Genomic DNA, 26,110 nt, shown 5'->3' on the forward strand with positions numbered 1-26,110 from the left:
CACCCACCCACATCCGTCCCCGACTCAGGAGTTCTCCGGCGCGGCGCCCCCGCCCGACCCCGACACACCGGACGACTCCTGAGAACGGGCGACGATCAGGCGGGATCGCCCGGCCTGGCCGACGCGACGGGCAGGGTGACGACGACCTCGAGACCGTGGCCGGGACGGTTGCGGAGCACGATCTCCCCACCCGCGTTGCGCGCGATGGCGGCGACGATCGCGAGCCCGAGACCGGAACCGTGCCCGGAGGACCGCGTCGCGTCGGAGCGACTGAACCGCTCGAGCGCCCGCGGTTCGAAGGCCGGGTCGAGCCCTCCCGCGTTGTCCGACACCCGCAGCGTGAGCTGACCACCGTCGTCGTCGAGCATGACCGACACCCGGCGCGGAGCACCCCCGCGCTCGGTGAACGCCTGCAGCGCGTTCCCCGCGAGGTTGTCGACGACCCGGCCGACCTCGTCGGCGCGCACGGCGTACACCGCCGCGCCATCCCCCGGCCCGCTCTCGGCGATCGCACTCACGTACTCGACCTCGATCCCGGCCAGCGCGTCGTCCGAGGCGACCCGGAACCGTGCGCGCTCGACCGCTTCGAGCACGTCGGCCTCCAGCCTGGCCGCGCTCGTCCGCTCCTCCGGCGTCGCCGCCTCGATGCGGGACAACTCGAGCAGCGAGGTGACGAGCGCCGACAGCCGCGTCGCACTGCGCTCGGCCCCCTCGATGTCGGCGAGCAATTGCTCGCGCGACGAGTCCTCGAGGCGCGCGAGTTCGAGCTGGGTTCGGAGGATCGCGAGCGGCGTCCGGAGCTCGTGACTCGCGTCGGACACGAGCTGCCGTTCGCGGTCGGCCGAGGCCCGCAGCCGCTCGATGAGGTCGTTGAGGGTGATCGCGAGCTGCGCGATCTCGTCGTCGGCACGGCCGACCGGCAGCACCTCGTCGGTCGACCGCTCGCTGAGGCTCTGCGCACTCACCCGGAGCCGGGTGACGGGCCGGAGCGACACCGTCGTCAGGATCCACCCGCCGGCCGCCACACCGAGGACGAGGAGCGCGAAGGACCCGACGAGGAGGAGCCGCATCTGGACGAGGACGGTCGTCTCCTCAGCCTCGTCGCGCCCGGCGATGACGTACCAGGTGTCGCCACCGACGGTCACGGGCTGCGACAACAGGATGTAGGTGGCGGCACCGGCGTCGACCGTGGTGACCTCCCGCGTCGCAGCGAGCGCCGGGAGCGGCGCGGCGAGCGTCGTCGGCAGGCTGAAGACCGGGATGGAGCCGTCGGGGGCGATGACGGCGATGCGGGTCCCGAGGCCGGGCCCCTGGAGCGGGTCGTCGGGTCTCGCCTGCAGCGCGAACACGTATTGCGCGCCGTCACTGCGGAGCGCCTGGACGGTGCCGTCGCGGACGATGCGCTCCAGCTGGGCGTTGATCGCGAGCCCGGCGAAGAGCGACACGACGACGGCGATGAGCAGACTGCCCCCGGCGATCCGCGTGCGGATGCCGTGGTGCCGCGTCGACCGGCGACGGTCCGCCGACACGCCCTCAGCTCCCTGCGGCGACGAGCGAGAACCCCACGCCGCGGCTCGTCACGATGCGGACGCCAGCCCCGGCCAGGTCGAGTTTGCGACGGAGGCGGCTGATGTACTGGTCGACGACGTTCGGGTCGATGTTGTCGAAGGTCTCCCAGACCTCCCGCAGCATGGCCGCCCGGGAGACGACGACACCCGGTTCGCTCGCGAGCACCCGGAGGACGTCGAACTCGGTCCCGCTCAGCGGCACGTCGTGGTCACCGACGCGTGCCCGGTGCCGGTGCAGGTCGAGCGTCAGCCCACCGACGTCCAAGCGTGGCTGCACGGTGAGCGCGTCCCGCCGCCGGACCGCGCGGATCCGCGCGGCGAGCTCGGCGAAGGCGAACGGCTTGATCATGTAGTCGTCGGCCCCCGCATCGAGCCCTCGGACCCGGTCGTCCACGGCGTCGCGCGCCGTGAGCAGGATCACCGCGAGCGTCGGGTCGAGGCCTTTGAGCTCGCGGCAGACGGCGAATCCGGAGAGCCCCGGGAGCATGACGTCGACGACCGCGACCTGGAAGCCCGGGTCGCCACCGGATGCCGGCGCGATCGCCTGCCGCGCGAGGTCCAGTGCGGTCGGGCCGTCGAACGCCGTCGTCACGTCGTGGCCGTCCGACCCGAGACCGCGGGAGAGGAGGCCAGCCATCTCGCGTTCGTCATCGACGACGAGGATCCGCACGGTCGTCCTCCTTCGCCATCGAGCATCCACAGCCTAGGCGAGCCGACCGGGGCACCGTTTCTGAAGGTCCTGTCAGGAACGACCACTTCGCCTTGCCGCCCGCGATCCGGCGGCCATACAGTGCAGGTGCTCCCGACCCTGAATCGATTCACATCCCGCCGGGAGCGAGCCCCTCACCGTGGAGGAACGGACCCTCAATGACGATCGACCATCCAGCGCAGCCGGCGCGCACCGAGCCCGCCGGGCGCAGCGCCCAGCCGGCGCTCTCCCTCATCGGAGCGGCCAAGACCTTCGGCCCCGTCGTCGCCCTGGCCGACGGCACCATCCGGATCGAGGCCGGCGAGATCCACGCGCTCGTCGGTGAGAACGGCGCCGGGAAGTCCACGCTCGTGAAGATCCTCGCCGGGCTCTACACCCCCGATGCCGGCGACTTCACCCTCGCGGGGAAGCCCGTCGCCTTCCGTGGGGTCGCCGACAGCAAGGCCGCGGGCATCTCCGTGATCTACCAGGAGCCGACCCTGTTCCCCGACCTCACCGTCGCCGAGAACATCTTCATCGGCCGCCAGCCGAAGAACGGCCTCGGCCTCATCAGCACGGGCGCCATGCGGAAGGCCGCCCGCGCCCTGTTCGACCGCCTCGGCGTCCAGATCGACCCCGACCGCGTCGCCGAGGGCCTGTCGATCGCCGACCAGCAGATCATCGAGATCGCGAAGGCCATCTCGCTCGACGCCAAGGTCCTCATCATGGACGAACCGACCGCCGCGCTCTCCGGCGTCGAGGTCGACCGCCTCTTCCAGGTCGCCCGCTCCCTGCGCGACGCGGGTGCCGGCATCATGTTCATCTCCCACCGCTTCGAGGAGGTCTTCGCGCTGTGCGACCGCATCACGGTCATGCGCGACGGCCGCTACATCGCCACGCACGTCACGAGCGAGACGACGGTCGACGCGATCGTCCGGCAGATGGTCGGTCGCGACATCGCCGCCCTCTTCCCCAAGCAGGACGCGGAGATCGGTGACGCGGCCCTCACCGTCGACGGGCTGTCGCGCGCCGGTGTCTTCTCCGACATCTCGTTCACGGTGCGCTCGGGTGAGATCGTCGCCCTCGCGGGACTCGTCGGCGCCGGGCGCACCGAGGTCGCCCGGGCCGTCTTCGGCATCGACCCCTACGACACCGGACGCGTCACGCTCGACGGCAAGCCGGTCAAGGCCGGCGACCCGCAGGCGGCGATCGACGCCGGCATGGGCTTCGTCCCGGAGGACCGTCGCAAGCAGGGTCTCGTGATGGACCTGTCGGTCGCCCGCAACGCGACCCTCACCCTCCGCCACCGGCTCGCGCGGTTCGGGATCATCTCCGGCCGCCGCGAACGCCAGGCGGCCGAGGAATGGTCGGCCCGCCTCCAGGTGAAGACCGGCTCCCAGGAGTACGCGGTCTCCACCCTCTCCGGCGGCAACCAGCAGAAGGTCGTCCTCGCGAAGTGGCTCGCGACCGAGCCGATCCTCCTCATCGTCGACGAGCCCACCCGCGGCATCGACGTCGGCACGAAGAGCGAGGTCCACCGCCTCATCTCCGAACTCGCCGGCCGCGGCATCGCGATCCTCATGATCTCCTCCGAACTGCCCGAGGTCCTCGGCATGGCCGACCGCGTCCTCGTCATGCACGAGGGCCGGATCACCGCCGAGCTCACCCGCGAAGAAGCGACCCCGGAGACCGTGATGCACGCGGCCACCGGTTCCCTGGAAGGCGCACGATGACCGACACCACCACCAAGCCGGGAGGCGGCGGCCCCGTCACCGTCGCGACCGAGCGCACGACGAACCCGATCGCGTCGATCGTGCGACTCCGGGAACTCCCGGTCACCGTCGCCCTCGTCGTCCTCGTGCTCGTGACCTACCTCGCGAACCCGCTGTTCCTGTCGGCGCAGGGGGTGAAGGACCTCCTCCTCAACGCGACGATCATGATCATCCTCGCCGTCGGTCAGGCGCTCGTCATCATCACCCGCAACGTCGACCTGTCCGTCGGCTCGATCCTGGGGCTCGTCGCCTTCGCGACCGGCACGATGTTCGCGACGATGCCGCAGCTGCCGATCATCGCGGTGTTCGCCATCGCGATGCTGCTCGGCGCGGTGCTCGGTGCGATCAACGGTGCGCTCGTCACGATCGCGAAGGTCCCCGCCCTCGTCATCACCCTGGGCACGCTCTACATCTACCGAGGCTTGAACAACGCGTGGGCCGGTGGCACGCAGTACTTCGCGGACGACCGACCCGACGCGTTCGGGAAACTGTCCGTCGACACCGTCCTCGGCTTCCCGGTCATCACCCTCATCGCGATCCTCGTCGTGGTCGTCGTCGCCGTCTACATGGCCGGCGCACGGTCCGGCCGCGACCTCTACGCGATCGGGTCGGACCCCGACGCCGCGAAGCTGTTCGGCATCCCGGTCGGCCGCCGCGTGTTCCTCGCCTTCCTGGCGAACGGCCTGCTCGCCGGACTCGCCGGCGTGCTCTACGCCTCCCGCTTCAACTCGGTCGGCGCGACCACCGGGTCGGGCATGGAGCTCGACGTCGTCGCAGCGGCCGTCGTCGGTGGTGTCGCGATCTTCGGCGGCAGCGGCTCCGTCGCCGGGGCCGCGATCGGCGCGATCCTCCTCACCACCATCACGAGCGCCCTCACCGCCCTGCGCGTCGACAAGTTCTGGCAGCAGGCGATCGTGGGCATCCTCATCCTGGCCGCGATCGTCATCGACCGCGTCGCCAGCCTCCGTACGGCCAAGAAACTGCGAATGAGCGAGGCACGCGATGTCTGATCTGAAGACCCCGACCACCTCGGGCACCACCCCGAAGGCTCCGTTCTCCAAGGGCTCCGGCCCGCTCGGCACCGACACCACCGGCGTGCTCGTGGCCGAACCGAAGGGCCGCACCGGCGCTTCGCGCATCCTGCTCGGCCGCGACGCCATCATGATCTACGCGCTGCTCGTCGTCGTCATCGGCGCCTGCCTGCTCATCCCGCGGTTCGCCTCCCCCGTCACCGTCGGCTTCCTCCTCCTCGACGTGATCCCGATCCTCCTCATCGCGATGCCGATGACGCTCGTGATCATCACCGGCGAGATCGACCTGTCCGTCGCGAGCACCGCGGGCCTCACGAGCGCCGTCATCGGTGTGCTGTGGGCCGGCGGCGGGATGGACATCGGGGTCGTCCTCCTCATCGGGCTGCTCGTCGGAGTCGTCGCCGGCGCGTTCAACGGCTTCCTCATCGCGGTGGTCGGACTCCCGTCGCTCGCGGTGACGATCGGCACGCTCGCGCTGTTCCGCGGCCTCGCGCTCGTCGTGATCGGCGACAACGCGGTCGCGAACTTCCCACCCGAGCTCACCGCGTTCTTCACGTCGAAGATCGGCTCGACCGGCGTCCCCGTGGTCATGGTCGGGGTCGTCGTCGTCGTGCTCGCCTTCGGGGTCGTCCTGCACCTGACCCCCTTCGGCCGCGGGCTCTACGCGCTCGGGTACAGCACGGAGGCGGCGAGCTTCGTCGGCATCAAGGTCGCCCGCTCGAAGTTCTGGCTCTACGTCGCGACCGGCGGCGTCTCCGCCCTCGCGGGGGTGTTCTGGACGCTCCGCTACTCGAGCGCCCGCAGCGACAACGCCTCCGGGCTCGAACTCGCCGTCATCGCGGCAGTGCTCCTCGGCGGCGTCTCGATCTTCGGCGGTAAGGGTTCCATCCCGGGCGTCGTCGCGGGTGTGCTGCTCATCGGCACCATCAACTACGCGCTCCGGCTCGGCCGCGTCTCCGACGTCGTTCTCATCATCGTGACCGGGACCCTGCTGATCGCCTCGGTGGTCGGCCCCAGTATCTTCGAATCCGTCAAGCAGTGGAACCACCACCGACGGATCCGACGCAGCCTGCCCCAGCACTGATCTCCCGATCGGCGCAGCCCTCGGGGCACCCCACGCCACAGCACCAGGCGTATCCAGAAAGGAACAGACAATGCAGTCGATTCGAAACCGCGCAGCAGGCCGTCCGGCCCGTCGCGCAGCGGCCCTCATCGCCGCAGCAGCCTCCCTCGCACTCATCGCGACGGGGTGCGCCACCGGCGACTCCGCGGGATCAGGTGGTGGCGGCGGTGCCGCGGAGAGCATCACCTTCATCCCCAAGCAGCTCAACAACCCGTACACGGACGTCGTGCTCGGCGGCGGCAAAGACGGCGCGAAGGCGGCCGGCTTCAGCGCCACCGAGGTCGTCGGCCCGCTCGAGGCGAGCGCGTCCAGCCAGGTGTCGTTCATCAACGCCGAGACCCAGGCCGGCACGAACGTCATCGTCATCGCGGCGAACGACCCCGACGCCGTCTGCCCCGCCCTCAAGGAGGCCCGCGACGGCGGCGCGAAGATCGTCGCGTTCGACTCCGACACCAGCAAGGACTGCCGCGACGTCTTCATCTCCCAGGTCGTCGCCAAGGACGTCGCCCTGATCCAGACGAAGCTCATCTCGGAGCAGATCGGCGGCTCGGGCGAGATCGCGATCCTCTCGGCCACGGCCAACGCGACGAACCAGAACGAGTGGATCAAGTACATGGAGGAGGAGCTCGCCTCCAACCCGGACTACAAGGACATCAAGCTCGTCGCGAAGGTCTACGGCGACGACGACGACACGAAGTCGTTCCAGGAGGCCCAGGGTCTGCTCCAGGCGCACCCGAACCTCAAGGGCATCATCTCGCCCACGACGGTCGGTATCGCCGCGACCGCCCGCTACCTCTCCACCTCGGAGTACAAGGGCAAGGTCGCGCTGACCGGCCTCGGCCTCCCGAACGAGATGCGTCCGTTCGTGAAGGACGGCACCGTCACCGCGTTCGCGCTGTGGGACCCGGCTCAGCTCGGCTACGTCGCCGCGTTCGCCGGCAAGGCACTCGCCGAGGGCACGATCACGGGCAAGGAGGGCGACACCTTCGAGGCCGGCGACCTCGGTGAGCGCGAGGTCGGCGCCGACGGCACCGTCATCGTCGGCCCGCCGACCACCTTCGACGCGTCGAACATCGACAAGTACGACTTCTGACCCGTTCGCGATTCAGGACGATCTCGGCGCGTCGCCCCCGGACCCTCGGATCCGGGGGCGACGCGCCGTTCGCGTCCTGAATTGTGAACCGCACGTGCATCCGATGGCGGCGATATCGTGAACGCTGTGCCTCCGACCGCCGAGCCCGACACGACCGAGCTGACGCGGCACCTCCCGTGGAAGGAGGTCGTCGCCGACCAGCCCTGGGTCTTCCGCGACGCCGCCGTCGGCGCGGGCGTGGTCGTCGCGAGCGGGCTGTACCTCTGGTGGGCGGCCACCAGCCTGCCGCTGCGTCTCCCGGACGGATGGGAGGGCCTCGGCAGCGGGATCGAGATCGTCGCCGGCATCGTCGCCGTGGTCGCCGTGCTGGCGGTCGTCCTCGGCGGTTTCCTCCTGACGCAACCGCTCACCGAGCGTCGCCTCCTCCGCGTTCGTCGCTTCGCCGCCGACAACGGTCTGGAGTACCGGGCCAACGGTGCGCCGCCCCCACCGGTCGGCGTCGTCTTCGGTACGGGCCTGCACATCGCGGTCGCGAACCAGCTGCTCAGTCCGGAGGGGCGACGGATCCGCGGACGGACCGGGCCGGCGACGGTCGGCGTGACGATCGGCGACGCGACCCTCTCGGAGCGTTCGGCCTCGGGCGGTGCCGGCAAGACCCGCGGTTCGGTCGGTTTCGTGCACGTCTCCCTGCCCACGCGGTCACCGCACCTGCTGCTCGACGGTGTCGCCAACAACGGCGGCGCGCGTCGCGGGATCGCACGCACCGTCGAACACGAACAGCTCGTCTCCCTCGAAGGCGACTTCGACCGGCACTTCGCCCTCTACGTCCCCCGCGACTTCCAGGTCGAGGCACTGCAGGTGTTCACCCCGGACGTCATGGCGCTCCTCATCGACCACGGCCGGCGCTGGGACATCGAGATCGTCGACGACAACCTCTTCGTCACCACGAGCGGGAGCTTCCGGCTCTGGGACGCGTCGGAGACGCTGCGGCTGTTCCGGTTCATCGACCTGGTCGTCCCGAAGCTCGGTGGACGCATCGCCCGCATGAGTCCGGTCACCCCGCGTCCGTCGCGTTTCGACGCGGGGACCACCCGTGGGGCGCGACTGTGTCCGAGCCGGAACTGGGTGCTCGTCCCCGTCCTCGTGGTCGCCGGACTCGTCGTCGGTGCCGAGATCCTCGTCGCCGTCCTCGACTGACCGTCGTGCGGACCGCGTCGTGCGCAGCAGCGGTCAGCGGGGCTCGTCGCGACGGTCGTCGTCCCGCGCGAGCTCGGCTTCCAGCTTGCGGATGCGCTCGGCGTCCTCCGCGGCCTGGATCTCGCGTTCGAGGGCCGCGAGCTGCTCCTCGGTGCTGCTGACCGCGCGGTCGGGCTGGGACGGCGAGGGTGACGAGGATGCCGCGGGACCCCAGGAGCCGCTCGAACGGGACGCACTGCGCGGCCGACGCTCGGGGAACCTGATGCGGCTGTTCGACCAGTCCTTGCCGAGCAGGAACCACAGTCCGACGCCGATGAGCGGGATGAAGACGATGAGCAGCACCCACACGATCTTGGGCAGGTTGCGCACGACGGGCTCGGGCTGACCCACCACGTCGATGAGCGCGATGATCGTGAGCACGATGAGCAGCAACGACAACACGAACATGTCGTCAATCCTAGGCAGACCATCGGTGGGTTCGGCCAGGATGGTCGGATGAAGACCATCCCCCTGCCCCAGACCGACCTGACCGCGTCCAGCATCGTCCTCGGCCTCATGCGCATCGAGCCCCTCGACGACGAGGCGATCCGCACCCTCTTCCACACCGCACGAGACGCCGGCGTCACCGTGTTCGACCACGCCGACATCTACGGCTCGGAGCGTCACGGCTGCGAGCGCCGCTTCGGCGACGCCGTCACCCTCACCGCCGCCGAGCGCGAGCAGGTGCTCATCCAGTCGAAGGTCGGCATCCGCCCGGGCTTCTTCGACTTCTCGGAGGAGCACATCCTCCGCACCGTCGACGAGTCGCTCGCCGCCCTCAAGACGGACTACCTCGACCTCCTGCTCCTGCACCGCCCCGACAGCCTCGTCGAGCCGGAGGAGGTCGCTTCGGCGTTCGACGCCCTGCAGGCCTCGGGCAAGGTCCGGAACTTCGGTGTCTCCAACCACACGCCGGCACAGGTCGAGCTGCTGAAGGGCTCCGTCGAGCAGCCGCTCATCGTCAACCAGGTGCAGCTGAGCATCACCCACGCCCCGATCATCGCGTCGGGCGTCGCCGCGAACATGGCGGGCCTCGACCAGTCGATCGACCGCGACAACGGGATGCTCGACTACAGCCGCCTGACCGGTATGACCCTGCAGGCGTGGTCGCCGTTCCAGGCCGGCTTCTTCACGGGCGTCTTCATCGGCGACCGCGAGCACTACGCGGAGCTGAACGACGTGCTCGACGAGCTCGCAGCCGCACACGGCGTGACGCCGTCCGGCATCGCGACCGCGTGGATCACCCGGCACCCCGCGAACATCCAGGTCGTGCTCGGCACCACCAAGCCGTCGCGCGTCGAGGAAGCGGCCGCAGGTTCCGACGTGACGCTGTCACGCGAGGAGTGGTACCGCCTCTTCACCGCCGCTGGCCACACCCTCCCGTAGCGGTCGCCTCCGTCCCGTTCTCAGGACTTCCGCGGCGTGTCGGGCGGAGATCGCCCCACCACACCGGAGGAGTCCTGAGAACGGGACGAGGGGCGCGCCGGGTACGCTCGGAGTGGAATCGGAGGGCAGCATGGCGAAGCACGACATCGGGTTCGCCGCCGTCGCCAGACTCGCCGGCGTCTCGAACGCGACCGTCTCCAACACGCTCAACCGCCCCGAGATCGTCGCCCCCGCAACGCGCGAGCGCGTCCTCGCGGCGATCGAGGAGCTCGACTTCGTCCCCAACCGCGCCGCCGCCACCCTGCGACAGGGCACGAACCGGCTCATCGGCCTCGTCATCCCCGACATCGCGAACCCGTTCTACTCGGCGATCGCCCGCGGGGTCACCGAGGCCGCGGCCGAGCACGGCTACACGGTCGCGCTCTGCGTGAGCCATGACGACCCGGACCTCGAACTCCGGCACTTCGAGATGCTCGCCGAGCACCGGGCTGCCGGCGCACTCGTCGCTCCGTTGACGGCCGACGCCTCCCGGCTGGCCCAGCTGCGACGGGTCGGCAGCCGCCTCGTGCTCATGGACCGCACCGCTCCCGAGGGCACCGGCTGCTCCGTCGCGATCGACGACGTGCACGGCGGGGAACTCGCGGTCGCGCACCTGCTCGCCGATCCCGCCCGAGTGTCCGCCGGACGCGATGCTCCCGCCCGCGCCGACGGGTCGATCGTGCTCGTGAACGGCGACCTGGCGATCCCGCAGTGCGCCGATCGACGCGAGGGTGCCCGGAACGCGTTCGTCGCGGCCGGTCTCGACCCCGACGACCTCCGCGAGGTCACCGTGGACGAGATGACCGTCGACTCGGGGCGCATCGCGGGCCGTCGGATCGCGGCAGAGACACCGCGTCCGACCGGCGTGTTCTGCACGAACGACCAGCTCGCGCTCGGCGTCATCAGGGGGTTGAACGACGGTGGTCTCGCGGTGCCCGACGAGGTGTCGGTGGTCGGATACGGCGATCTCGCGCTCGCAGCCGACGGGCGGGTGCCGCTCACCACGGTCGAGCAGCCGAAGGATGAGCTCGGGCGTTTGGCCGTCGAGATCCTCCTGGCCGAGCTGGGGGCCGACCGCGCGGCACACGAGCACGTCACGCGGACGCTCGAGCCGCATCTCGTCGTCCGCGAGTCCGCTCCCCTGCCTGCCTGAGCAGCGGCGAGGCTGGACGCGGCGGTGACGCCCGGGTACAGTCGTCACCAGTATTTAATCGATTAAATACTCCCGTACCCGCACCCACCCAAGGATCGACGATGACCCACACCGCAGCAGCCGCCCACCCGCTCCTCACCCCGAAGGCACGGCGGAAGCCCCGCATCGGCCTCGTCGCCGGCGGCCTCGGCACGTACTGGCCGCAGTTCCCGGAGTTGCTCCCCCAGCTCCAGGAATCGGCCCGGTACGTCTCGGAACGCTTCCAGCAGATGGACGCCGAAGTCGTCGACGTCGGCTTCATCTCGGACGCGCAGGAGGGCGACGCCGCGGCGGAACACCTCCGACAGGGGGACTGCGACCTCATCGTCCTGTTCCTCACCACCTACCTCACCTCCTCGATGGTCCTGCCGATCGCCCAGCGCGCGAACACCCCGGTCCTCGTCATCGACCTGCAGCCGACCGAGCGGATGGACCACGCGAGCTTCGACACCGGCGCCTGGCTCGCCTACTGCGGGCAGTGCCCCGTGCCCGAGGTCGGCAACGTCTTCCGACGGGCGGGCATCCCGTTCCGCTCGGTGTCGGGGTGGCTGCGTCAGGAGTCGGCGTGGGACCGCATCTCGCAGTGGATCCACGCGGCGCACGTCCGCGCAGCCCTCCGTCACGCCCGCCACGGCCTCATGGGCCACGTCTACCCCGGCATGCTCGACGTCTCCACCGACCTCACCCTGCTGCCGACCACCTTCGGCTCGCACGTCGAGGTCGTGGAGTTCGACGACCTCCGCGTCCTCGTCGAGGAGGTGACGGACGCCGAGGTCGCCGACCGCATGGCCCTCGCCAGGGAGGTCTTCACCCTCGACGACACGGTGGTCGAGGACGACTTCGCGTGGGGAGCGAAGGTGTCGGTCGGGCTCGATCGGCTCGTCGACGAGTTCGCGCTCGACAGCCTCGCCTACTACCACCGCGGTCGCGACGGCGAACAGCACGAGCGACTCGGCGCCGGCATGATCCTCGGCGCGTCCCTCCTCACCGCTCGCGGTGTCCCCACGACCGGCGAGTACGAGTTGCGGACCACGGTCGCACAGCTCGCGACCCAGGTCGTCGGCGCCGGTGGGTCGTTCTGCGAGATCCAGGCGCTGGACTTCGAGGACGGAGTCGTCGAGATGGGGCACGACGGTCCGGCGCACCTCGCCGTCAGCTCCCGCGACCCGCTGCTGCGCGGACTCGGGGTCTATCACGGCAAGCGCGGCTGGGGCGTGAGCGTCGAGTTCGACGTGCGCCACGGGCCCGTCACACTGCTGGGGCTGGGACAGGACCGCGACGGATCACTCGCCTTCGTCGCTTCGGAGGGCGAGGTCGTCCCGGGCCCGCTGCTCGCGATCGGCAACACGACGAGCCGCGTCGACTTCGGGCGCGACCCGGGTGTCTGGGTGGACGAGTGGAGCGCGACCGGTATCGGGCACCACTGGTCGCTGTCGCTCGGGCACCGGGCGGCGGATTACCGGGCTGCGGCGAGCCTCCTGGGGATCGACTTCCGCCAGGTGTGAGTCCGCGTCGGCCCCTGCGCTGAACCCGGTCCCCGAGCCGAACCCGGTCCCCGAGCCTGTCGAAGGGCGCTCGCGACAGGACGGATCAGAGCACGGCGCGAAGACGCTCCATCGCGGGCTCCACCACGGCGATCGGCGCCGGCCGCTGCAAGCCGTCCAGGGCGACGGCCAGCCGACGGGTGGCGCGATCGACATCGCCGCCACCCGCACCGAGCTCGCGGATCGGGGCGAGCAGCGCCGCACGTCGCAACCAGGGCTCGTCCTGCATCCAGCGGTCGAGGACGCTCTCGGCCTTGGTCCGGGGCGTCCCGTCGAGGCGCTCCAGGAGCGGTCCGATGACGTCGGTAGCCAGCGGGTCGGCGAGCTCGGGCACTCGACCGGCGCGGACGAAACCTTCGATCCGCGTCAGGTCGGTGCGCTTGAGCACCGGGACGCTCGACTGCAGCAGGACGATCGCGGCGAGCCGGCGCTCGAAGACCGGCACGGCCCACAGCTCCGAGGCGAGGGCTGTCAGCTCGTCGTGCTCCAGCCCGCGGAACTTCCGGAGCGCGTCCCGCACGGTGCCGCGGACCGCACCGACCGAGGACCCGTAGGACTGAAGTCCATCGCCCAGCCGCTCGGCCACGTCCGCTGCGCGATAGCCGTCGCCCTCGTACTGGAGCGCCGCGTCGATGAACTCCCCCACAGCACTCATCCCACCATTCTCACCCCTGCCGCCGGGTACGGTGGAGCGATGACCGTCGTGATCGTGGGACTCGGACAGCTCGGCTCCGACGTCGCCGGGAGGCTCCTGGCCCGTGGTGAGGACGTCGTCGGCGTGAAGCGCACGGCGCCCGAGTCGAACCCTGCCCCCGAGCCGAACCCAGCGCCCGGCTCGGTCGAGGGGCGCTTCACCCTCCAGCTCCGCGACCTCACGACCTCCGTCCCCGACCTTCCTGCGGACACGACGGCGATCGTCGTGGCCCTTGCGCCCCGGGCACGCTCGGTCGAGGCCTATGACGCCCTCTACCGCGACGGTGTCGGGTACCTCCTCGCTGCCGTAGCCGCGCTCCCCGGCACCCCACCCCGCATCCTGTTCGTCTCGTCGACCGCGGTGTGGGGCGAGGACGGTGGGGAGACGATCGACGACACCACGCCGGCCGTCCCGACCACCGGCACCGCACGCGCCCTGCTCGCGGCCGAGGAGTCAGTCCTCGCCGCCGTGCCCGAGGCGAGCACCATCCGCTTCGGCGGTCTCTACGGCCCGACGGCCACGATGTTCGTCGACCAGGTCCGCGACGGCCGCGTCACCCGGCCCTCCGGCTGGACCAATCGCATCCATCGTGACGACGCCGCTGCCGTGATCGTGCACCTGCTCGACCTGCCGGCGGCATCGCTCCCGCCGGTCGTGGCTGGCATCGACGAGGAGCCGGTCCTGCTGTCGACGGTCGCCGATTTCCTCGCCGATCGACTCGGCGTCGCTCACCCGACGCTCGACGACGCCGGTCGCACCCCGGAAGAACCGCACCGCGGCAAGCGCATCACGGCGGCCGCCCTCCGCGACACCGGATTCACCTACCGCTATCCCACCTACCGCGAGGGCTACTCGGCGCAGCTCCCCTGACCGGACGGCCAGAGCGGATCACGGCTGCTTCGTCACCTCGGCCATCGCCCGTCGCCCGGACGGCACGAGCACGGCGACGGCGAGCACCACGAAGGTGAGCACGCCGGCGACGACGAGGAGCAGTTCGACGGACACGATGTCGGCGAGCGGCCCGAACACGATCATCCCGAGCGGCATCGACACCGCCATGACGATGCCGACGAACCCGAACACGCGACCCTGCCGCTCCGGTTGGACGCGTTCCTGCAGCAGGGTCATCGACGTCGTCGAGAAGAACGGCACCGCGATCCCGAGCAGGAACATGAAGCCGAAGAAGACCCAGAGGTTGGTCGAGAGTCCGAGCCCGATGGACAGCGCCCCGAACACCACCGAGGACCCGACGATGAGGAGCACGCGGTTCCTGGTGCCGCCCCAGATCGCGATGATCGCGCCGCCGCCGACCATGCCGACGCTGAAGGCGAGTTCGTTCACGGTGAGCATCCAGACCTCGTCGCCGAAGGTGCGGGCGATCATGAGCGGCGTGAGGTAGGACGGCGCGACGACCAGCAGGAACACGATCGCGAAGAGGATGAGCAGCCATCGCACGAAGCCGTGGTGCCAGACGTAGCCCACACCCTCGGTGAGGTCGGCGAAGTAGCCGGGACGCTCGCCCGAGCGCACGAGTGTGCGCACCGGCACGAGCAGCAGCAACCCGATCCCGATGGCGGCCGTGACGACGTCGACGAAGAAGATCGCGACGAGCGACGCGCTCGCGTACAGCGCACCGGCTGCAGCCGGCGCGACGAGCATCATGGCCGACTGGATGGATCCGTTGATGCCGTTGACCCGCATGAGCTTGTCGGTCGGCGTGATCTGCGGGATGAGCGCCGACACCGCCGGCATCTGGATACCCGCGCCGACCGAGCGGATCGCGAGCGTGAGGAAGATGAGCCAGAGCTCGGCGGCGCCGTTGATGAGGAAGATCGCGAGCGCGAGGGTCGTGATGGCGATCGAGCCGTCGGCCGCGATGATGAGCAGCTTGCGGTTCATGCGGTCGGCCCACACCCCGCCGAAGATCGACACGATCGCCTGCGGCAGGAACCCCGCGACGGCGGCGAACGCGAGCACCACACCGGACTTCGTCTCGAGTGTGAGGTGCCACATGATCGCGTACTGCACGAGCATCGAGCCGAACAGCGAGACCGTCTGGCCGGACAGGAACACCGCGACGTCGCGACGCCAGTGCGGGCTCTCCGAGGCGACGGTCGTCTCCTCCGAACCGTCGGAACCGTCGATCGTGGGTGCATCGGGTGGCGCGTCGTCGGCAGCCATACGTTCCACGCTAGGGACTTCGCTCCGGGGTGTCCAGGGGTGATCGTCGCGGACGACGGGCGCGCCCTGAACGCCGAACGGTCGATGCACCCTGTCCAGATCTTCAGACGTCCGGTCAGCCGGTCCGTTGACCCGCGGCCGATCGCCCGGATACGCTGCTTGCGATCCTCTGAATCGATTCAGAGTGTCCGTGAACCGAACCGAAAGGTGCGCCTCGATGACGAGTGCCCGACCCCTGCACCGCGTGTGCTTCCAGCTCCAGGTCAAACCCGAGCGCCTCGCGGAGTACCGCGAACGCCATGCCGCCGTCTGGCCGGACATGCTGCGGGCTCTCGCCGACACCGGCTGGCACAACTACTCGCTCTTCGTCCGCGACGACGGCCTCCTCATCGGGTACTTCGAGACGGCGTCCCTTGAAGCGGCCCAGGCCGGCATGGCCGAGACCGAGGTCAACGCCCGCTGGCAGGCCGAGATGGGTGAGTTCTTCGTCGACCTCGACCTCCCGCCGGACCAGGGCTTCCTCCAGCTCACCGAGGTGTTCCACCTCGAGGACCAGCTCGCCGCCCTGCACGAGTAGCATCATTGAAACGATTCACGTATGCTGCAGTCAGCGCCGTGAACGCGCCCAAGACCACCGGAACACGCACAGAGAAGTGACCATGACCAGTTTCGACACCATCACCCCCCTGCTCGAGAAGCAAGCCATCGAACTCCCCTCCTGGGCGTTCGGGAACTCCGGCACCCGCTTCAAGGTGTTCACGACGCCCGGCACCCCGCGGACGCCCGAGGAGAAGATCGCCGACGCCGCCAAGGTGCACGAGTTCACCGCCCTCGCGCCGAAGGTCGCACTCCACATCCCGTGGGACCTCGTGGACGACTTCAGCGCGCTCCGTCGCTACGCCGAGGACCACGGCGTAGCGCTCGGCACGATCAACTCGAACACCTTCCAGGACGAGGACTACAAGTTCGGCAGCCTGACCCACAGCAACCCGGTGATCCGTCAGAAGGCGATCGACCACCACTTCGCCTGCATCGACGTCATGCACGCGACCGGCTCGCAGGACCTCAAGATCTGGCTCGCCGACGGCAGCAACTACCCGGGCCAGCAGGACATCCGCGGCCGGCAGGACCGCCTGGCCGACTCGCTCCAGCAGATCTACGCCCGCCTCGGCGAGGAGCAGCGACTCGTGCTCGAGTACAAGTTCTTCGAGCCGGCGTTCTATCACACCGACGTCCCCGACTGGGGAACGTCCTACGCCCAGGTGGCCCAGCTCGGCGACCAGGCCCTCGTCTGTCTCGACACCGGCCACCACGCGCCTGGCACGAACATCGAGTTCATCGTCGCCCAGCTCCTGCGTCTCGGGAAGCTCGGCTCGTTCGACTTCAACTCGCGCTTCTACGCCGACGACGACCTCATCGTGGGTGCAGCCGACCCGTTCCAGCTGTTCCGGATCCTCTACGAGGTCGTCCGCGGCGGCGGCCTCGACGACGACTCGCCGGTCGCGTTCATGCTCGACCAGTGCCACAACGTGGAGGACAAGATCCCCGGTCAGATCCGCTCGGTGCTGAACGTGCAGGAGATGACCGCGCGCGCACTGCTCGTCGACCGCGACGCACTGACGGCGGCACAGGAGGCCGGCGACGTGCTCGGCGCGAACGGCATCCTCATGGACGCGTTCTACACCGACGTCCGCGGGCCGCTCGCCGCCTGGCGCGAGAGCCGCGGCCTGCCCGCCGACCCGTTCGGCGCCTACCTGGCCTCGGGCTACCAGCAGCACATCGCCGAGGAGCGCGTCGGCGGGACGCAGGCGAGCTGGGGCGCTTAGGCACACCCGAGCACGAGGAAGCCCCGCGACCGACCCGGTCGCGGGGCTTCATCCACATCCGGACGTTCACAAGTCAGGACGCGCGCGGCGTGTCACCCCGGGTGCGCCGGCCGAGTTCGCCGACGCGCCGGAACGGACCTGAATTGCGAACCGACCGAGCCGACTACTTCGCGAGGAAGGCGAGCAGCTGCTCATTGACCTCGCGGTAGTGGGTCCAGAGCATGCCGTGCGGGGCGCCCTCGATCTCCACATACTCGGCAGAGGGCAGCGCCTTCGCGAACACGCGACCGGTGGAGTCGATCGGCAGGACGCGGTCGCCGGTGCCGTGGACGATGAGCGCCGGGACGTCGATCTTCGCGACGTCGGCCCGGAAGTCGGTCAGCCAGGTCGGCTGCGCCGCGACCGACGCGTACGGCGACGCGTTGTAAGCGAGCTGCGTGTTGGCCCGCAGCGCCTCCTCGCTCAGGCGCGAGCCGAGGTTCTCGTCCGTGTTGAAGAAGTTCTCGAAGAAGCTCGTGAAGAACGCGTAGCGGTCGTCGGTGACGGCGGCGAGGAGCCCGTCGAACACGTCCTGCGGGACGCCCGTCGGGTTGTCATCGGTCTGCAGCAGGTACGGCTCGAGCGATCCGAGGAAGACGGCCTTCGCGACGCGCTCCGAGCCGTAGGTGCCGAGGTAGCGGCCGACCTCGCCGGTGCCCATCGAGAAGCCGACCAGGACCGCGTCGTGGAGATCGAGCCCGTCGACGACGGCCTTGAGATCGGCGGCGAAGGTGTCGTAGTCGTAGCCCTCGGCGGGCTTGGAGGATTTGCCGAAACCGCGGCGGTCGTAGGTGATGACGCGGTAGCCGGCGTCGAGGAGCGCCGCGGTCTGCTTCTCCCACGACGAGCCGTCGAGGGGGTAGCCGTGGATGAGGACGACGGGCTGGCCGCTGCCGTGATCCTCGACGTAGAGCTCCACGGAGGTGCTGTTCTCGGTTCCGACGGTGATGAACGACATGGTTCGATTCCTTTCGTCTTCAGCGTCCGGGCTCGTCGCCCGGTTCCACGCCCCGAATTGAGAACGAGCGTTCTCCTCGGTGTCCATCAGCATAGGGAACGATCGTTCTCAATGCAAGTACACTGATGGAATGACCAGCGAACAGACGATGACCATCGCGTCGCCGAGCCCGGCGGGCGCACCCGCGGCACCGGCCTCCGTGCGCGACATCATCGTCGACGCCGCCGACCGCCTGTACTACGCGAAGGGCATCCAGTCCGTCGGCATGGACGAGCTGCGCTCGGCGGCAGGCGTATCGCTGAAGCGCCTGTACTCGGAGTTCCCGAGCAAGGAGGACATCGTCCTCGCGGTCATGGAGTACCGGCACGCGATCTGGACCACCGGCGTCAGCGCCCTCGTGGACGACGCCGAAACGCCCCGAGACCGCCTCCTCGCGATCTACGACTACCTGGCCGGCTGGTTCAGTGACGACTCGTTCCGCGGCTGCGGATTCATCAACACCTTCGGGGAGCTCGGGGGCGTCTCGCCGGCGGTCGCCACCATCACCCGCGAACACAAGGCGTCCTTCCAGGACTACGTCGCCGACCTCGTCGCCGACGCCGGCGCGCCGGCATCACTCGCACCCCAGCTCGCGATCCTCGCCGAGGGCGCCCAGACCACCGCCGCCATCACGGGTTCCCCCGAGGCTGCGCTGCACGCTCGTCGCGCCGCCGAGACGCTCATCGACGCCGCCCCCTAGCGATTCGTTCACCCATTTCCGGGCGAACGAAACCTCGTTTGCCCAGAAAGAGGCGAACGGATGTGGTCAGGCCACACTCTGATATATTTTCTGCTCAGAACTCCCCCGGGTTCCACGCGCCGTCGACGCGTCCCACCTCAATGGAGAGAGAGCATGTCCTCACCAATCGGTACACCTGCACCCAGCGTCGGATCCCCCGGCACCCGACCACCGAAGGCCTTCCTCGGCCTCTCCGGCCCGCTGCTCTGGGGGTACGTCGCGATCGCCTTCTTCATGACCGGCGACGGACTCGAGCAGGCGTTCCTCTCGGACTTCCTCGTGACGAGCGAGGGCTTCAGCACCGACCAGGTGGGCTCGCTCTTCACCGTGTACGGCCTGATCGTCGCGATCGGGGCGTTCGCCTCCGGTGTGCTGGCCGAGTACTTCGGACCGCGGCGGATCATGATCGCCGCCGCCGCGGGGTGGATCGTCTTCCATGCCGGCTTCGTGTACTTCGGCATCATGCAGCACGACTTCGCGATGATGATGGTGATGTACGCCATCCGCGCCGTCGCCTACCCACTGTTCGTCTTCGGGTTCGTCGTGTGGATCTCCTACGCCGCTCCGCAGGACAAGCTGTCGTCCGCGATGGGCTGGTTCTGGTGCTCGTACTCGGTCGGCGTCGGCGTGTTCGGGTCCTATCTGCCGAGCTTCACCATCCCGGCGTTCGGAGCCGTCGAGACGATGTGGGGCGCGATCGCCTTCATCGCCGTGGGCGGCGTGCTCGCGGGCGTCCTCGTGCGCGGCAAGGGACCGGAGACCTCCGAACCCCGCACCCTCCGGGGCCTCGGTGAGACCCTCGCGACCACGATCGCCCTCCCGTTCCGGAACGTCCAGCTCGCCTACGGCATGCTCCAGCGCGTCATCAACCAGATCTCGCTCTACGGGTTCATCGTCATGCTGCCGATCGTCTTCGTGCGCGACATCGGCTTCGAGCAGGGCACCTGGTTGCAGCTGTGGGGGCTGGTGTACATCGTGACGGTGTTCACGAACCTCCTCTGGGGCATCCTCGGCGACCGCATCGGCTGGATCCGCACCGTCCGCTGGTTCGGGAGCCTCGGCATGTTCGCGTCCACGCTCCTGCTCTACTTCATCCCGCTCGTCGTCGGGCCGAACCCCTGGCTCACGGGGATCGCCGTCGTCATGTTCGGGTTCGCGGTCGCGGCCTATGTCCCACTGTCGGCGCTCATGCCGGCGCTCGAGCCGAACCATCGCGGCGGCGCGGTCGCACTCCTCAACCTCTCCGCCGGACTCTCCCAGTTCGTCGGGTCGCTGCTCGTCACCCTGCTCTGGACATCCTTCGGCACGACGGCGACCGTCATCGCGCTCGCCTGCACGTACCTCGTCGGGTTCGCGGTGACGTTCCTGATGCGGGTCGACCAGGACGCCCTGGCGAAGGCGGAGACGACGCGGAGCATCCCGACGGTGCCCCAGCGCTGAGTCCGAACGGCCCAGCATGACAGCGGCCCGGAGCGCATCCCACCGATGCGCTCCGGGCCGTCGTCGTCATCGCCCGTCAGATGAGCGTGTACCCGCCGTCGATCCGGAAGCTCTGCCCGACGACGTAGGAGGAGCGCTCTCCGGCGAGGTAGACGACGAGGTCACCGAGCTCGTCCGGCTCACCCATCCGGCCGGCCGGGATCCGCGACACCCAGTCCTCGGCCATGTCCGGATTGGCGGCGACGAAGTCACGCGTCATGTCGCTCGCGAAGTAGCCCGGTGCGACGGCGTTGACCCGGATCCCCAGCGGCAACCACTCGATCGCGAGACTGCTCGTGAGCATGGAGACGGCGGCCTTCGAGGCGTTGTACGCGGCCTGCGTCTGCGGCACGTTCACGGCGAAGGCGGACATCGAGGACACGTTCACGATGCTCGCGAGCTGACCGGCGTCGCGACGGTCGGCGACGAAGCGTCGCGCGAACTGCCGGGACACGAGGAAGGTCCCGGTGACGTTCACGCGGAAGAGTCGGTCCCAATCGGCCACCTCGGTGTCGATCGCGCGGGCGCCGTGCGTCATCCCGGCGCTGTTGACGAGGATGTCCGGCGTCCCGAGGGTATCCGCGACGTGGTCGAGCGCGGCGTTCACGGATCCCTCGTCAGTGACGTCGACTGGGAGCCCGATCACCGCAGGCGAGACCTGTGCATCGAGGACCGACGCGGCGTCGGCCACCGTCTCCAACCGGTCGAGGAGGGCGACCTGGGCGCCGGCTTCGGCGAGCGCCGTGGCCATCGCGAGCCCGAGCCCGCGGGCGCCTCCGGTGATGATCGCCGTGCGACCGGCGAGGACTGGTTCGTGTGTGGTTTCCGTGGCGCCAGTCTAGAAGTTCCAGATGCTCATATATATTTGCTTGTCCGTAACTCAGGACGCTCGTGGCGCGCCGCGCACGCCACACCGCGTCATGTCGGCGACGCGCCGGGGTGCTCCTGAGTTGTGAACCAGACCGATGCCCCCTCCCGCTGTGACATCCTGTTGAGACGGACACGAACGGACACGTCCGACACCGATGGACAGGGGGCGGCATGGCCACGACCGGCACGCTCGGCGCCGAGGAACGACGGACCCGACTGACGGCGATCCTCGAACGCGACGGCAGCATCCGCCTCGACGATGCGGCTGCGGAGCTCGACGTGTCCTCGATGACCGTGCGACGCGACCTCGCCGACCTGGAGCAGCTCGGCCTGGTGCGGCGAGTCCGGGGTGGTGCCATCCCGACCCTGCGACCGAGGACCTTCACCGAGCGGTCCGCGACGGGCGTCCGCGAGAAGGGCGCGATCGTCGAGAAGCTCCGGTCACTCATCCCGACGGACGGCGCGATCGCGATCGACGCCTCCAGCACGGCCGGCGGCATCAGTCGACTGCTCGGCGAGTCGACGCTCACGGTGGCGACCAACTCCTACCCGAACTTCCTCCTCGCCGGCGCGAACCGCGAGATCACGGCCATCCTCGTCGGCGGCCAGGCCGAGCCGCGCACTGACAGCTTCATCGGCCCCATCGCCTGCCAGGCGGCGTCGTCGGTGCTCTACCGGCGCTTCTTCCTGTCGGCCGCCGCGATCGACTCGACCGTCGGCAGTTCGGAGGTCACCCTCGAGGAGGCGCAGGTCAAGCAGGCGTTCGCCCGTGCCTCGGACGAGACGATCCTCGTCGCCGCGTCCTCGAAGCTGGGACAGCGCGCGATGGCGGTCGGCTTCGCCCTGGCGGACGTCGACCTCCTCGTCACGGAACTCGACCCTGCCGACCCTGCACTCGACGCCTACCGCGACGCCGTCGAACTCCTCTAGGGCCCGGCCCCCACGTCCCGTTCTCAGGAGTCACCCCGCGCGTCGCTCCGCGACGACCGCGACGCGCCACAGCCCTCCTGAGATCGGGACAGCCGCCATTGCAAGATCTGTCACTTCGTGTGACACTTAACACGATCGAACACTGGGCACGGACGTGCCCCGACGAAGGAGTGCGAATGTCCGTGAACCCAACCGCTGCCGAGCTCATCGCCCGCAGCAACCGCCTCGGGAGCGACCCGAAGAACACCAACTACGCCGGCGGCAACACCTCGGCCAAGGGCACCGAGATCGACCCCGTCACGGGCGAGCCGGTCGAGCTCCTCTGGGTCAAGGGGTCCGGCGGCGACCTCGGCACGCTCAAGCCCGAGGGTCTCGCGGTCCTTCGCCTCGACCGCATGCGCGCCCTGCAGGACGTCTACCCCGGCCTCGACCGCGAGGACGAGATGGTCGCCGCCTTCGACTACACCCTGCACGGCAAGGGCGGCGCGGCTCCATCGATCGACACCGCCATGCACGGCCTCGTCGACGCGGCCCACGTCGACCACCTGCACCCCGACTCCGGCATCGCCATCGCGACCGCCGCCGACGGCCCCGAACTCACCGCGAAGATCTTCGGCGACAAGGTCGTGTGGGTCCCATGGCGTCGCCCCGGCTTCCAGCTCGGCCTCGACATCGCCGCCATCAAGGCCGACAACCCGCAGGCGGTCGGCACCATCCTCGGCGGGCACGGCATCACCGCCTGGGGCGACACCTCCGAGGAGGCCGAGGCGAACTCGCTGTGGATCATCGACACCGCGGCCGCCTACATCGAGGCGAACTCCCGCCCCGAGCCCTTCGGTCCGGCGCTCGACGGCTACGCGGCCCTCCCCGAGGCCGAGCGTCGTGCGAAGGCGGCGGCCCTCGCGCCCACCATCCGCGGGCTCGCCTCCGCCGACCGTCCCGTCGTCGGCCACTTCACCGACAGCCCCGAGGTCCTCGACTTCCTGGCCTCGGCGGAGCACCCGCGCCTCACCGCACTGGGCACGAGCTGCCCCGACCACTTCCTCCGCACCAAGGTGAAGCCGCTCACGGTCGACCTGCCCGCCACGGCGAGCGTCGAAGACGTCATCGAGCGCCTCGGCACCCTGCACGAGGCGTACCGCGAGGACTACCAGGCCTACTACGACCGCCACGCCACGGCCGACAGCCCGGCGATCCGCGGTGTCGACCCGCTCATCGTCCTCGTCCCGGGCGTCGGCATGTTCAGCTTCGGCAAGGACAAGCAGACCGCCCGCGTCGCCGGCGAGTTCTACGTCAACGCCATCAACGTCATGCGCGGCGCCGAGGGACTCTCGACCTACGCGCCGATCGACGAGGCCGAGAAGTTCGCGATCGAGTACTGGGCGCTCGAGGAGGCGAAGCTGCAGCGGATGCCGAAACCGAAGCCGCTCGCGACCCGCATCGCGCTCGTCACCGGTGCCGCATCCGGCATCGGCAAGGCCATCGCCACGCGTCTCGTCGCGGAGGGCGCGGTCGTCGCGATCGCCGACCTCTCACTGGAGAAGGCGCAGGCCGCGGCAGCCGAGCTCGGCACCACGGACGTCGCGATCGGCATCGCCGCCGACGTCTCGAACGAGGCGGCCGTCCAGGCCGCGATCGACGAGACGGTCCTGGCCTTCGGCGGGCTCGACCTCGTCGTCAACAACGCCGGCCTCTCGCTGTCGAAGTCGCTCCTCGAGACCACCGAGGCCGATTGGGACCTCCAGCACAACGTCATGGCGAAGGGCTCGTTCCTCGTTTCGAAGGCCGCCGCACGCGTGCTCATCGACCAGAAGCTCGGCGGCGACATCGTCTACATCTCGTCGAAGAACTCCGTGTTTGCCGGCCCGAACAACATCGCCTACTCCGCGACGAAGGCCGACCAGGCCCACCAGGTCCGTCTCCTCGCCGCAGAGCTCGGCGAGTACGGTGTGAAGGTGAACGGCATCAACCCCGACGGGGTCGTCCGCGGCTCCGGCATCTTCGCCTCGGGCTGGGGTGCGAACCGCGCGAAGACGTACGGCATCGACGAGCAGGACCTCGGCAAGTTCTACGCGCAGCGCACCATCCTCAAGCGCGAGGTCGTCCCGGAGAACGTCGCGAATGCGGTCTTCGCGATCTGCACGAGCGACTTCAGCCACACGACCGGACTGCACATCCCCGTCGACGCGGGCGTGGCCGCGGCCTTCCTGCGATGAGCGCGGCAGGCCGGAGCGGCACCGTCGCGGCGGTCGACCTCGGGGCCACGAGCGGGCGGGTCATGCTCGGCCACGTCGGCCCCGGCGAGCTGCGCCTCGTACCGGTAGCGCGGTTCCCGAACACGCCCGTCCGCACGCCGGACGGCCTGCACTGGAACATCCTCGAGCTGTACCGCTCGATCATCGCGGGGCTGTCGGGCGCAGCGAAGCAGGAGCCGCACCTGGCGAGCATCGGCATCGACTCATGGGCGGTCGACTACGGCCTCCTCCGGCAGGGGCGCCTCCTCGGCGCACCGTTCCACTACCGCGACGAACGGACGGCTGCAGGTGTCGAGGCGGTCCACGGAACGGTCCCCTTCGCCGACCTCTACCGCGTGAACGGCCTGCAGTTCCTGCCGTTCAACACCGTCTACCAGCTCGCGACCGAGCGCGACGCCGGCATGCTCGACGTCGCCGACACCGCACTCCTGGTGCCCGACCTCATCGCACACTGGCTGACCGGTGCTCGCGTCGCCGAGGCCACCAACGCGTCGACCACCGGCCTCGTCCGCGCTGGCGAACCGACCGCCTGGGACACCGAGCTCCTCGGGCGGCTCCACATCCCGGCGACGATCCTCCCGCCCATCGTCCAGCCGGGCGATCGCATCGGGACGCTCCTCCAAGCGGTCGCCACCGAGGTCGGCCTGCCCGCGTCCACGCCCGTCACCGCCATCGGTTCACATGACACGGCCTCAGCGGTCGTCGCCGTCCCGATGACGACCCCGGATGCCGCCTACATCTCGTGCGGCACCTGGGGACTCGTCGGGGTCGAGCTCGAACGCCCGGTCCTCACCGAGGCGAGTCGAGCGGCGAACTTCACGAACGAGGGCGGCGTCGACGGACGCACCCGCTTCCTGCACAACGTGATGGGACTCTGGCTCCTGAGCGAGTCGGTGCGCACCTGGGAGCGCGGTGGCGAGACGATCGACCTGCCCGGGCTCATCGCCCAGGCGGCCGCGGTCGACGCACCCGTCTCGGTGTTCGATGCGAACGACCCCCGGTTCCTCGCCCCCGGTGACCTGCCGGCGCGCATCGCCGGGTTCCTCACCGAGCACGGGCGGGCGGTCCCGCAGTCCCGTGCCGAGTTCGTCCGGTGCATCATCGAGAGCCTGGCGCAGGCGTTCGCGGACGCGGTCCACACGGCCTCCGAGCTGTCCGGGGTCCAGGTGCGTGCGATCCACGTCGTCGGCGGCGGATCCCAGAACACGCTCCTCTGCCAGCTGACGGCCGACCGTGCGGGGATCCCCGTCATCGCCGGCCCCGTCGAGGCGACGGCACTGGGGAACGTCCTCGTCCAGGCGAGGGCGGTGGGGATCATCGACGGCGACCTCGAGTCCCTGCGCGCCCTCGTCGCCCGTTCCTTCGAGCCGACCCGCTACGAGCCGCGCAAGCCTGCCGGCTCCACGACCGTCAGCCGGTAGCGTCGCA

The 26,110-nt window shown here is 69.7% G+C and carries 22 protein-coding genes and 1 pseudogene; 16 read left to right on the plus strand and 7 right to left on the minus strand.

What is annotated here, in order from left to right:
* Positions 1-95: 95 nt before the first annotated feature.
* Positions 96-1,529: a sensor histidine kinase gene (locus AC4PMY_RS14220; RefSeq protein ID WP_491623038.1), complete on the minus strand. Its 1,434-nt coding sequence runs from the start codon at positions 1,527-1,529 to the stop codon at positions 96-98.
* A gap of 4 nt (positions 1,530-1,533) precedes the next feature.
* Positions 1,534-2,238: a response regulator transcription factor gene (locus AC4PMY_RS14225; RefSeq protein ID WP_491623039.1), complete on the minus strand. Its 705-nt coding sequence runs from the start codon at positions 2,236-2,238 to the stop codon at positions 1,534-1,536.
* Positions 2,239-2,435: 197 nt separating this feature from the next.
* Here AC4PMY_RS14225 and AC4PMY_RS14230 point away from each other — a divergent pair, with 197 nt between their 5' ends.
* The 5 genes from AC4PMY_RS14230 to AC4PMY_RS14250 all read left to right on the plus strand — a co-directional run bounded on the left by AC4PMY_RS14230 (position 2,436) and on the right by AC4PMY_RS14250 (position 8,472).
* Positions 2,436-3,989 (plus strand): sugar ABC transporter ATP-binding protein, encoded by a 1,554-nt coding sequence (locus AC4PMY_RS14230; RefSeq protein WP_491623040.1) that lies wholly within the window; start codon positions 2,436-2,438, stop codon positions 3,987-3,989.
* Positions 3,986-5,038, plus strand: a complete 1,053-nt coding sequence (locus AC4PMY_RS14235; RefSeq protein WP_491623041.1) for an ABC transporter permease — start codon at positions 3,986-3,988, stop codon at positions 5,036-5,038. The genes AC4PMY_RS14230 and AC4PMY_RS14235 overlap by 4 nt, the downstream gene beginning before the upstream one ends.
* Entirely contained in the window at positions 5,031-6,143 is a 1,113-nt protein-coding gene (locus tag AC4PMY_RS14240) for an ABC transporter permease (protein ID WP_491623042.1), read from the plus strand. Before AC4PMY_RS14235 ends, AC4PMY_RS14240 begins: the two co-directional genes overlap by 8 nt.
* Positions 6,144-6,213: 70 nt before the next feature.
* A complete protein-coding gene (gene rhaS / locus AC4PMY_RS14245) occupies positions 6,214-7,275 on the plus strand; it encodes a rhamnose ABC transporter substrate-binding protein (RefSeq protein ID WP_064294864.1) in 1,062 nt (353 codons plus the stop codon).
* A gap of 126 nt (positions 7,276-7,401) precedes the next feature.
* Positions 7,402-8,472 carry a hypothetical protein gene (locus AC4PMY_RS14250; RefSeq protein ID WP_491623043.1) on the plus strand — a complete coding sequence of 357 codons (1,071 nt, stop codon included), beginning with the start codon at positions 7,402-7,404 and terminating at the stop codon, positions 8,470-8,472.
* A gap of 33 nt (positions 8,473-8,505) precedes the next feature.
* Here the strand turns inward: AC4PMY_RS14250 and AC4PMY_RS14255 are convergent, their stop codons facing one another.
* Positions 8,506-8,919 (minus strand): PLD nuclease N-terminal domain-containing protein, encoded by a 414-nt coding sequence (locus AC4PMY_RS14255; protein ID WP_071260424.1) that lies wholly within the window; start codon positions 8,917-8,919, stop codon positions 8,506-8,508.
* Positions 8,920-8,967: 48 nt separating this feature from the next.
* Here AC4PMY_RS14255 and AC4PMY_RS14260 point away from each other — a divergent pair, with 48 nt between their 5' ends.
* The 3 genes from AC4PMY_RS14260 (at position 8,968) to AC4PMY_RS14270 (ending at position 12,633) form a co-directional block, all read left to right on the plus strand.
* The gene (locus tag AC4PMY_RS14260; protein WP_121292188.1) at positions 8,968-9,897 is read left to right on the plus strand and encodes an aldo/keto reductase; all 930 of its coding nucleotides are present in this window, start codon (positions 8,968-8,970) and stop codon (positions 9,895-9,897) included.
* 130 nt (positions 9,898-10,027) lie between these two features.
* Positions 10,028-11,089, plus strand: a complete 1,062-nt coding sequence (locus AC4PMY_RS14265; protein WP_071260426.1) for a LacI family DNA-binding transcriptional regulator — start codon at positions 10,028-10,030, stop codon at positions 11,087-11,089.
* A gap of 101 nt (positions 11,090-11,190) precedes the next feature.
* Positions 11,191-12,633 carry an arabinose isomerase gene (locus AC4PMY_RS14270; protein ID WP_491623044.1) on the plus strand — a complete coding sequence of 481 codons (1,443 nt, stop codon included), beginning with the start codon at positions 11,191-11,193 and terminating at the stop codon, positions 12,631-12,633.
* A gap of 85 nt (positions 12,634-12,718) precedes the next feature.
* Here the strand turns inward: AC4PMY_RS14270 and AC4PMY_RS14275 are convergent, their stop codons facing one another.
* Positions 12,719-13,327 (minus strand): DNA alkylation repair protein, encoded by a 609-nt coding sequence (locus AC4PMY_RS14275; RefSeq protein WP_491623045.1) that lies wholly within the window; start codon positions 13,325-13,327, stop codon positions 12,719-12,721.
* A 39-nt stretch (positions 13,328-13,366) separates the two neighbouring features.
* Here AC4PMY_RS14275 and AC4PMY_RS14280 point away from each other — a divergent pair, with 39 nt between their 5' ends.
* Positions 13,367-14,236 (plus strand): NAD-dependent epimerase/dehydratase family protein, encoded by an 870-nt coding sequence (locus AC4PMY_RS14280; protein WP_491623046.1) that lies wholly within the window; start codon positions 13,367-13,369, stop codon positions 14,234-14,236.
* A gap of 18 nt (positions 14,237-14,254) precedes the next feature.
* On the opposite strand, the gene AC4PMY_RS14285 is transcribed toward AC4PMY_RS14280, so the two are convergent.
* Complete coding sequence (locus tag AC4PMY_RS14285) at positions 14,255-15,547, minus strand: MFS transporter (protein ID WP_491623047.1); 1,293 nt, start codon at positions 15,545-15,547, stop codon at positions 14,255-14,257.
* Between the two features lie 217 nt (positions 15,548-15,764).
* On the opposite strand from AC4PMY_RS14285, the gene AC4PMY_RS14290 reads away from it, so the two are divergent.
* Complete coding sequence (locus AC4PMY_RS14290) at positions 15,765-16,124, plus strand: L-rhamnose mutarotase (RefSeq protein WP_197479032.1); 360 nt, start codon at positions 15,765-15,767, stop codon at positions 16,122-16,124.
* A gap of 82 nt (positions 16,125-16,206) precedes the next feature.
* On the plus strand, positions 16,207-17,373 hold the full coding sequence (gene rhaI, locus AC4PMY_RS14295) for an L-rhamnose isomerase (RefSeq protein ID WP_175118044.1): 1,167 nt from the start codon (positions 16,207-16,209) through the stop codon (positions 17,371-17,373).
* Positions 17,374-17,536: 163 nt separating this feature from the next.
* Here rhaI and AC4PMY_RS14300 read toward each other — a convergent pair whose 3' ends face one another.
* Entirely contained in the window at positions 17,537-18,370 is an 834-nt protein-coding gene (locus tag AC4PMY_RS14300) for an alpha/beta fold hydrolase (RefSeq protein WP_071260428.1), read from the minus strand.
* A 148-nt stretch (positions 18,371-18,518) separates the two neighbouring features.
* Here AC4PMY_RS14300 and AC4PMY_RS14305 point away from each other — a divergent pair, with 148 nt between their 5' ends.
* Positions 18,519-19,109 (plus strand): TetR/AcrR family transcriptional regulator, encoded by a 591-nt coding sequence (locus tag AC4PMY_RS14305; RefSeq protein WP_071260499.1) that lies wholly within the window; start codon positions 18,519-18,521, stop codon positions 19,107-19,109.
* 153 nt (positions 19,110-19,262) lie between these two features.
* On the plus strand, positions 19,263-20,588 hold the full coding sequence (locus AC4PMY_RS14310) for an MFS transporter (RefSeq protein WP_491623048.1): 1,326 nt from the start codon (positions 19,263-19,265) through the stop codon (positions 20,586-20,588).
* Positions 20,589-20,664: 76 nt separating this feature from the next.
* On the opposite strand, the pseudogene AC4PMY_RS14315 reads toward AC4PMY_RS14310, so the two are convergent.
* A pseudogene (locus tag AC4PMY_RS14315) lies at positions 20,665-21,420 on the minus strand (SDR family NAD(P)-dependent oxidoreductase); the annotation flags it as partial.
* Between the two features lie 248 nt (positions 21,421-21,668).
* Between AC4PMY_RS14315 and AC4PMY_RS14320 the strand changes: the two are divergent.
* The 3 genes from AC4PMY_RS14320 (at position 21,669) to AC4PMY_RS14330 (ending at position 26,103) form a co-directional block, all read left to right on the plus strand.
* Positions 21,669-22,427, plus strand: a complete 759-nt coding sequence (locus AC4PMY_RS14320; protein ID WP_491623049.1) for a DeoR/GlpR family DNA-binding transcription regulator — start codon at positions 21,669-21,671, stop codon at positions 22,425-22,427.
* A 176-nt stretch (positions 22,428-22,603) separates the two neighbouring features.
* Positions 22,604-24,643: a bifunctional rhamnulose-1-phosphate aldolase/short-chain dehydrogenase gene (locus AC4PMY_RS14325; RefSeq protein ID WP_064294875.1), complete on the plus strand. Its 2,040-nt coding sequence runs from the start codon at positions 22,604-22,606 to the stop codon at positions 24,641-24,643.
* A complete protein-coding gene (locus AC4PMY_RS14330) occupies positions 24,640-26,103 on the plus strand; it encodes a rhamnulokinase (protein WP_491623050.1) in 1,464 nt (487 codons plus the stop codon). Before AC4PMY_RS14325 ends, AC4PMY_RS14330 begins: the two co-directional genes overlap by 4 nt.
* Positions 26,104-26,110: the final 7 nt, after the last annotated feature.

This window comes from Plantibacter sp. MDV22-iso1 (assembly GCF_058408345.1).

Bases quoted from the DNA above. Each gene is read 5' to 3' on its own strand.
- AC4PMY_RS14300 (WP_071260428.1), bottom strand. From the start codon at position 18,370: ATGTCGTTCATCACCGTCGGAACCGAGAACAGCACCTCCGTGGAGCTC.
- AC4PMY_RS14235 (WP_491623041.1), top strand. From the start codon at position 3,986: ATGACCGACACCACCACCAAGCCGGGAGGCGGCGGCCCCGTCACCGTC.
- AC4PMY_RS14230 (WP_491623040.1), top strand. From the start codon at position 2,436: ATGACGATCGACCATCCAGCGCAGCCGGCGCGCACCGAGCCCGCCGGG.
- AC4PMY_RS14310 (WP_491623048.1), top strand. From the start codon at position 19,263: ATGTCCTCACCAATCGGTACACCTGCACCCAGCGTCGGATCCCCCGGC.
- AC4PMY_RS14280 (WP_491623046.1), top strand. From the start codon at position 13,367: ATGACCGTCGTGATCGTGGGACTCGGACAGCTCGGCTCCGACGTCGCC.
- AC4PMY_RS14255 (WP_071260424.1), bottom strand. From the start codon at position 8,919: ATGTTCGTGTTGTCGTTGCTGCTCATCGTGCTCACGATCATCGCGCTC.
- AC4PMY_RS14265 (WP_071260426.1), top strand. From the start codon at position 10,028: ATGGCGAAGCACGACATCGGGTTCGCCGCCGTCGCCAGACTCGCCGGC.
- AC4PMY_RS14260 (WP_121292188.1), top strand. From the start codon at position 8,968: ATGAAGACCATCCCCCTGCCCCAGACCGACCTGACCGCGTCCAGCATC.
- AC4PMY_RS14325 (WP_064294875.1), top strand. From the start codon at position 22,604: ATGTCCGTGAACCCAACCGCTGCCGAGCTCATCGCCCGCAGCAACCGC.
- AC4PMY_RS14285 (WP_491623047.1), bottom strand. From the start codon at position 15,547: ATGGCTGCCGACGACGCGCCACCCGATGCACCCACGATCGACGGTTCC.
- AC4PMY_RS14240 (WP_491623042.1), top strand. From the start codon at position 5,031: ATGTCTGATCTGAAGACCCCGACCACCTCGGGCACCACCCCGAAGGCT.
- rhaS (WP_064294864.1), top strand. From the start codon at position 6,214: ATGCAGTCGATTCGAAACCGCGCAGCAGGCCGTCCGGCCCGTCGCGCA.
- AC4PMY_RS14270 (WP_491623044.1), top strand. From the start codon at position 11,191: ATGACCCACACCGCAGCAGCCGCCCACCCGCTCCTCACCCCGAAGGCA.
- AC4PMY_RS14330 (WP_491623050.1), top strand. From the start codon at position 24,640: ATGAGCGCGGCAGGCCGGAGCGGCACCGTCGCGGCGGTCGACCTCGGG.
- AC4PMY_RS14275 (WP_491623045.1), bottom strand. From the start codon at position 13,327: ATGAGTGCTGTGGGGGAGTTCATCGACGCGGCGCTCCAGTACGAGGGC.
- AC4PMY_RS14305 (WP_071260499.1), top strand. From the start codon at position 18,519: ATGACCATCGCGTCGCCGAGCCCGGCGGGCGCACCCGCGGCACCGGCC.
- AC4PMY_RS14320 (WP_491623049.1), top strand. From the start codon at position 21,669: ATGGCCACGACCGGCACGCTCGGCGCCGAGGAACGACGGACCCGACTG.
- AC4PMY_RS14290 (WP_197479032.1), top strand. From the start codon at position 15,765: ATGACGAGTGCCCGACCCCTGCACCGCGTGTGCTTCCAGCTCCAGGTC.
- rhaI (WP_175118044.1), top strand. From the start codon at position 16,207: ATGACCAGTTTCGACACCATCACCCCCCTGCTCGAGAAGCAAGCCATC.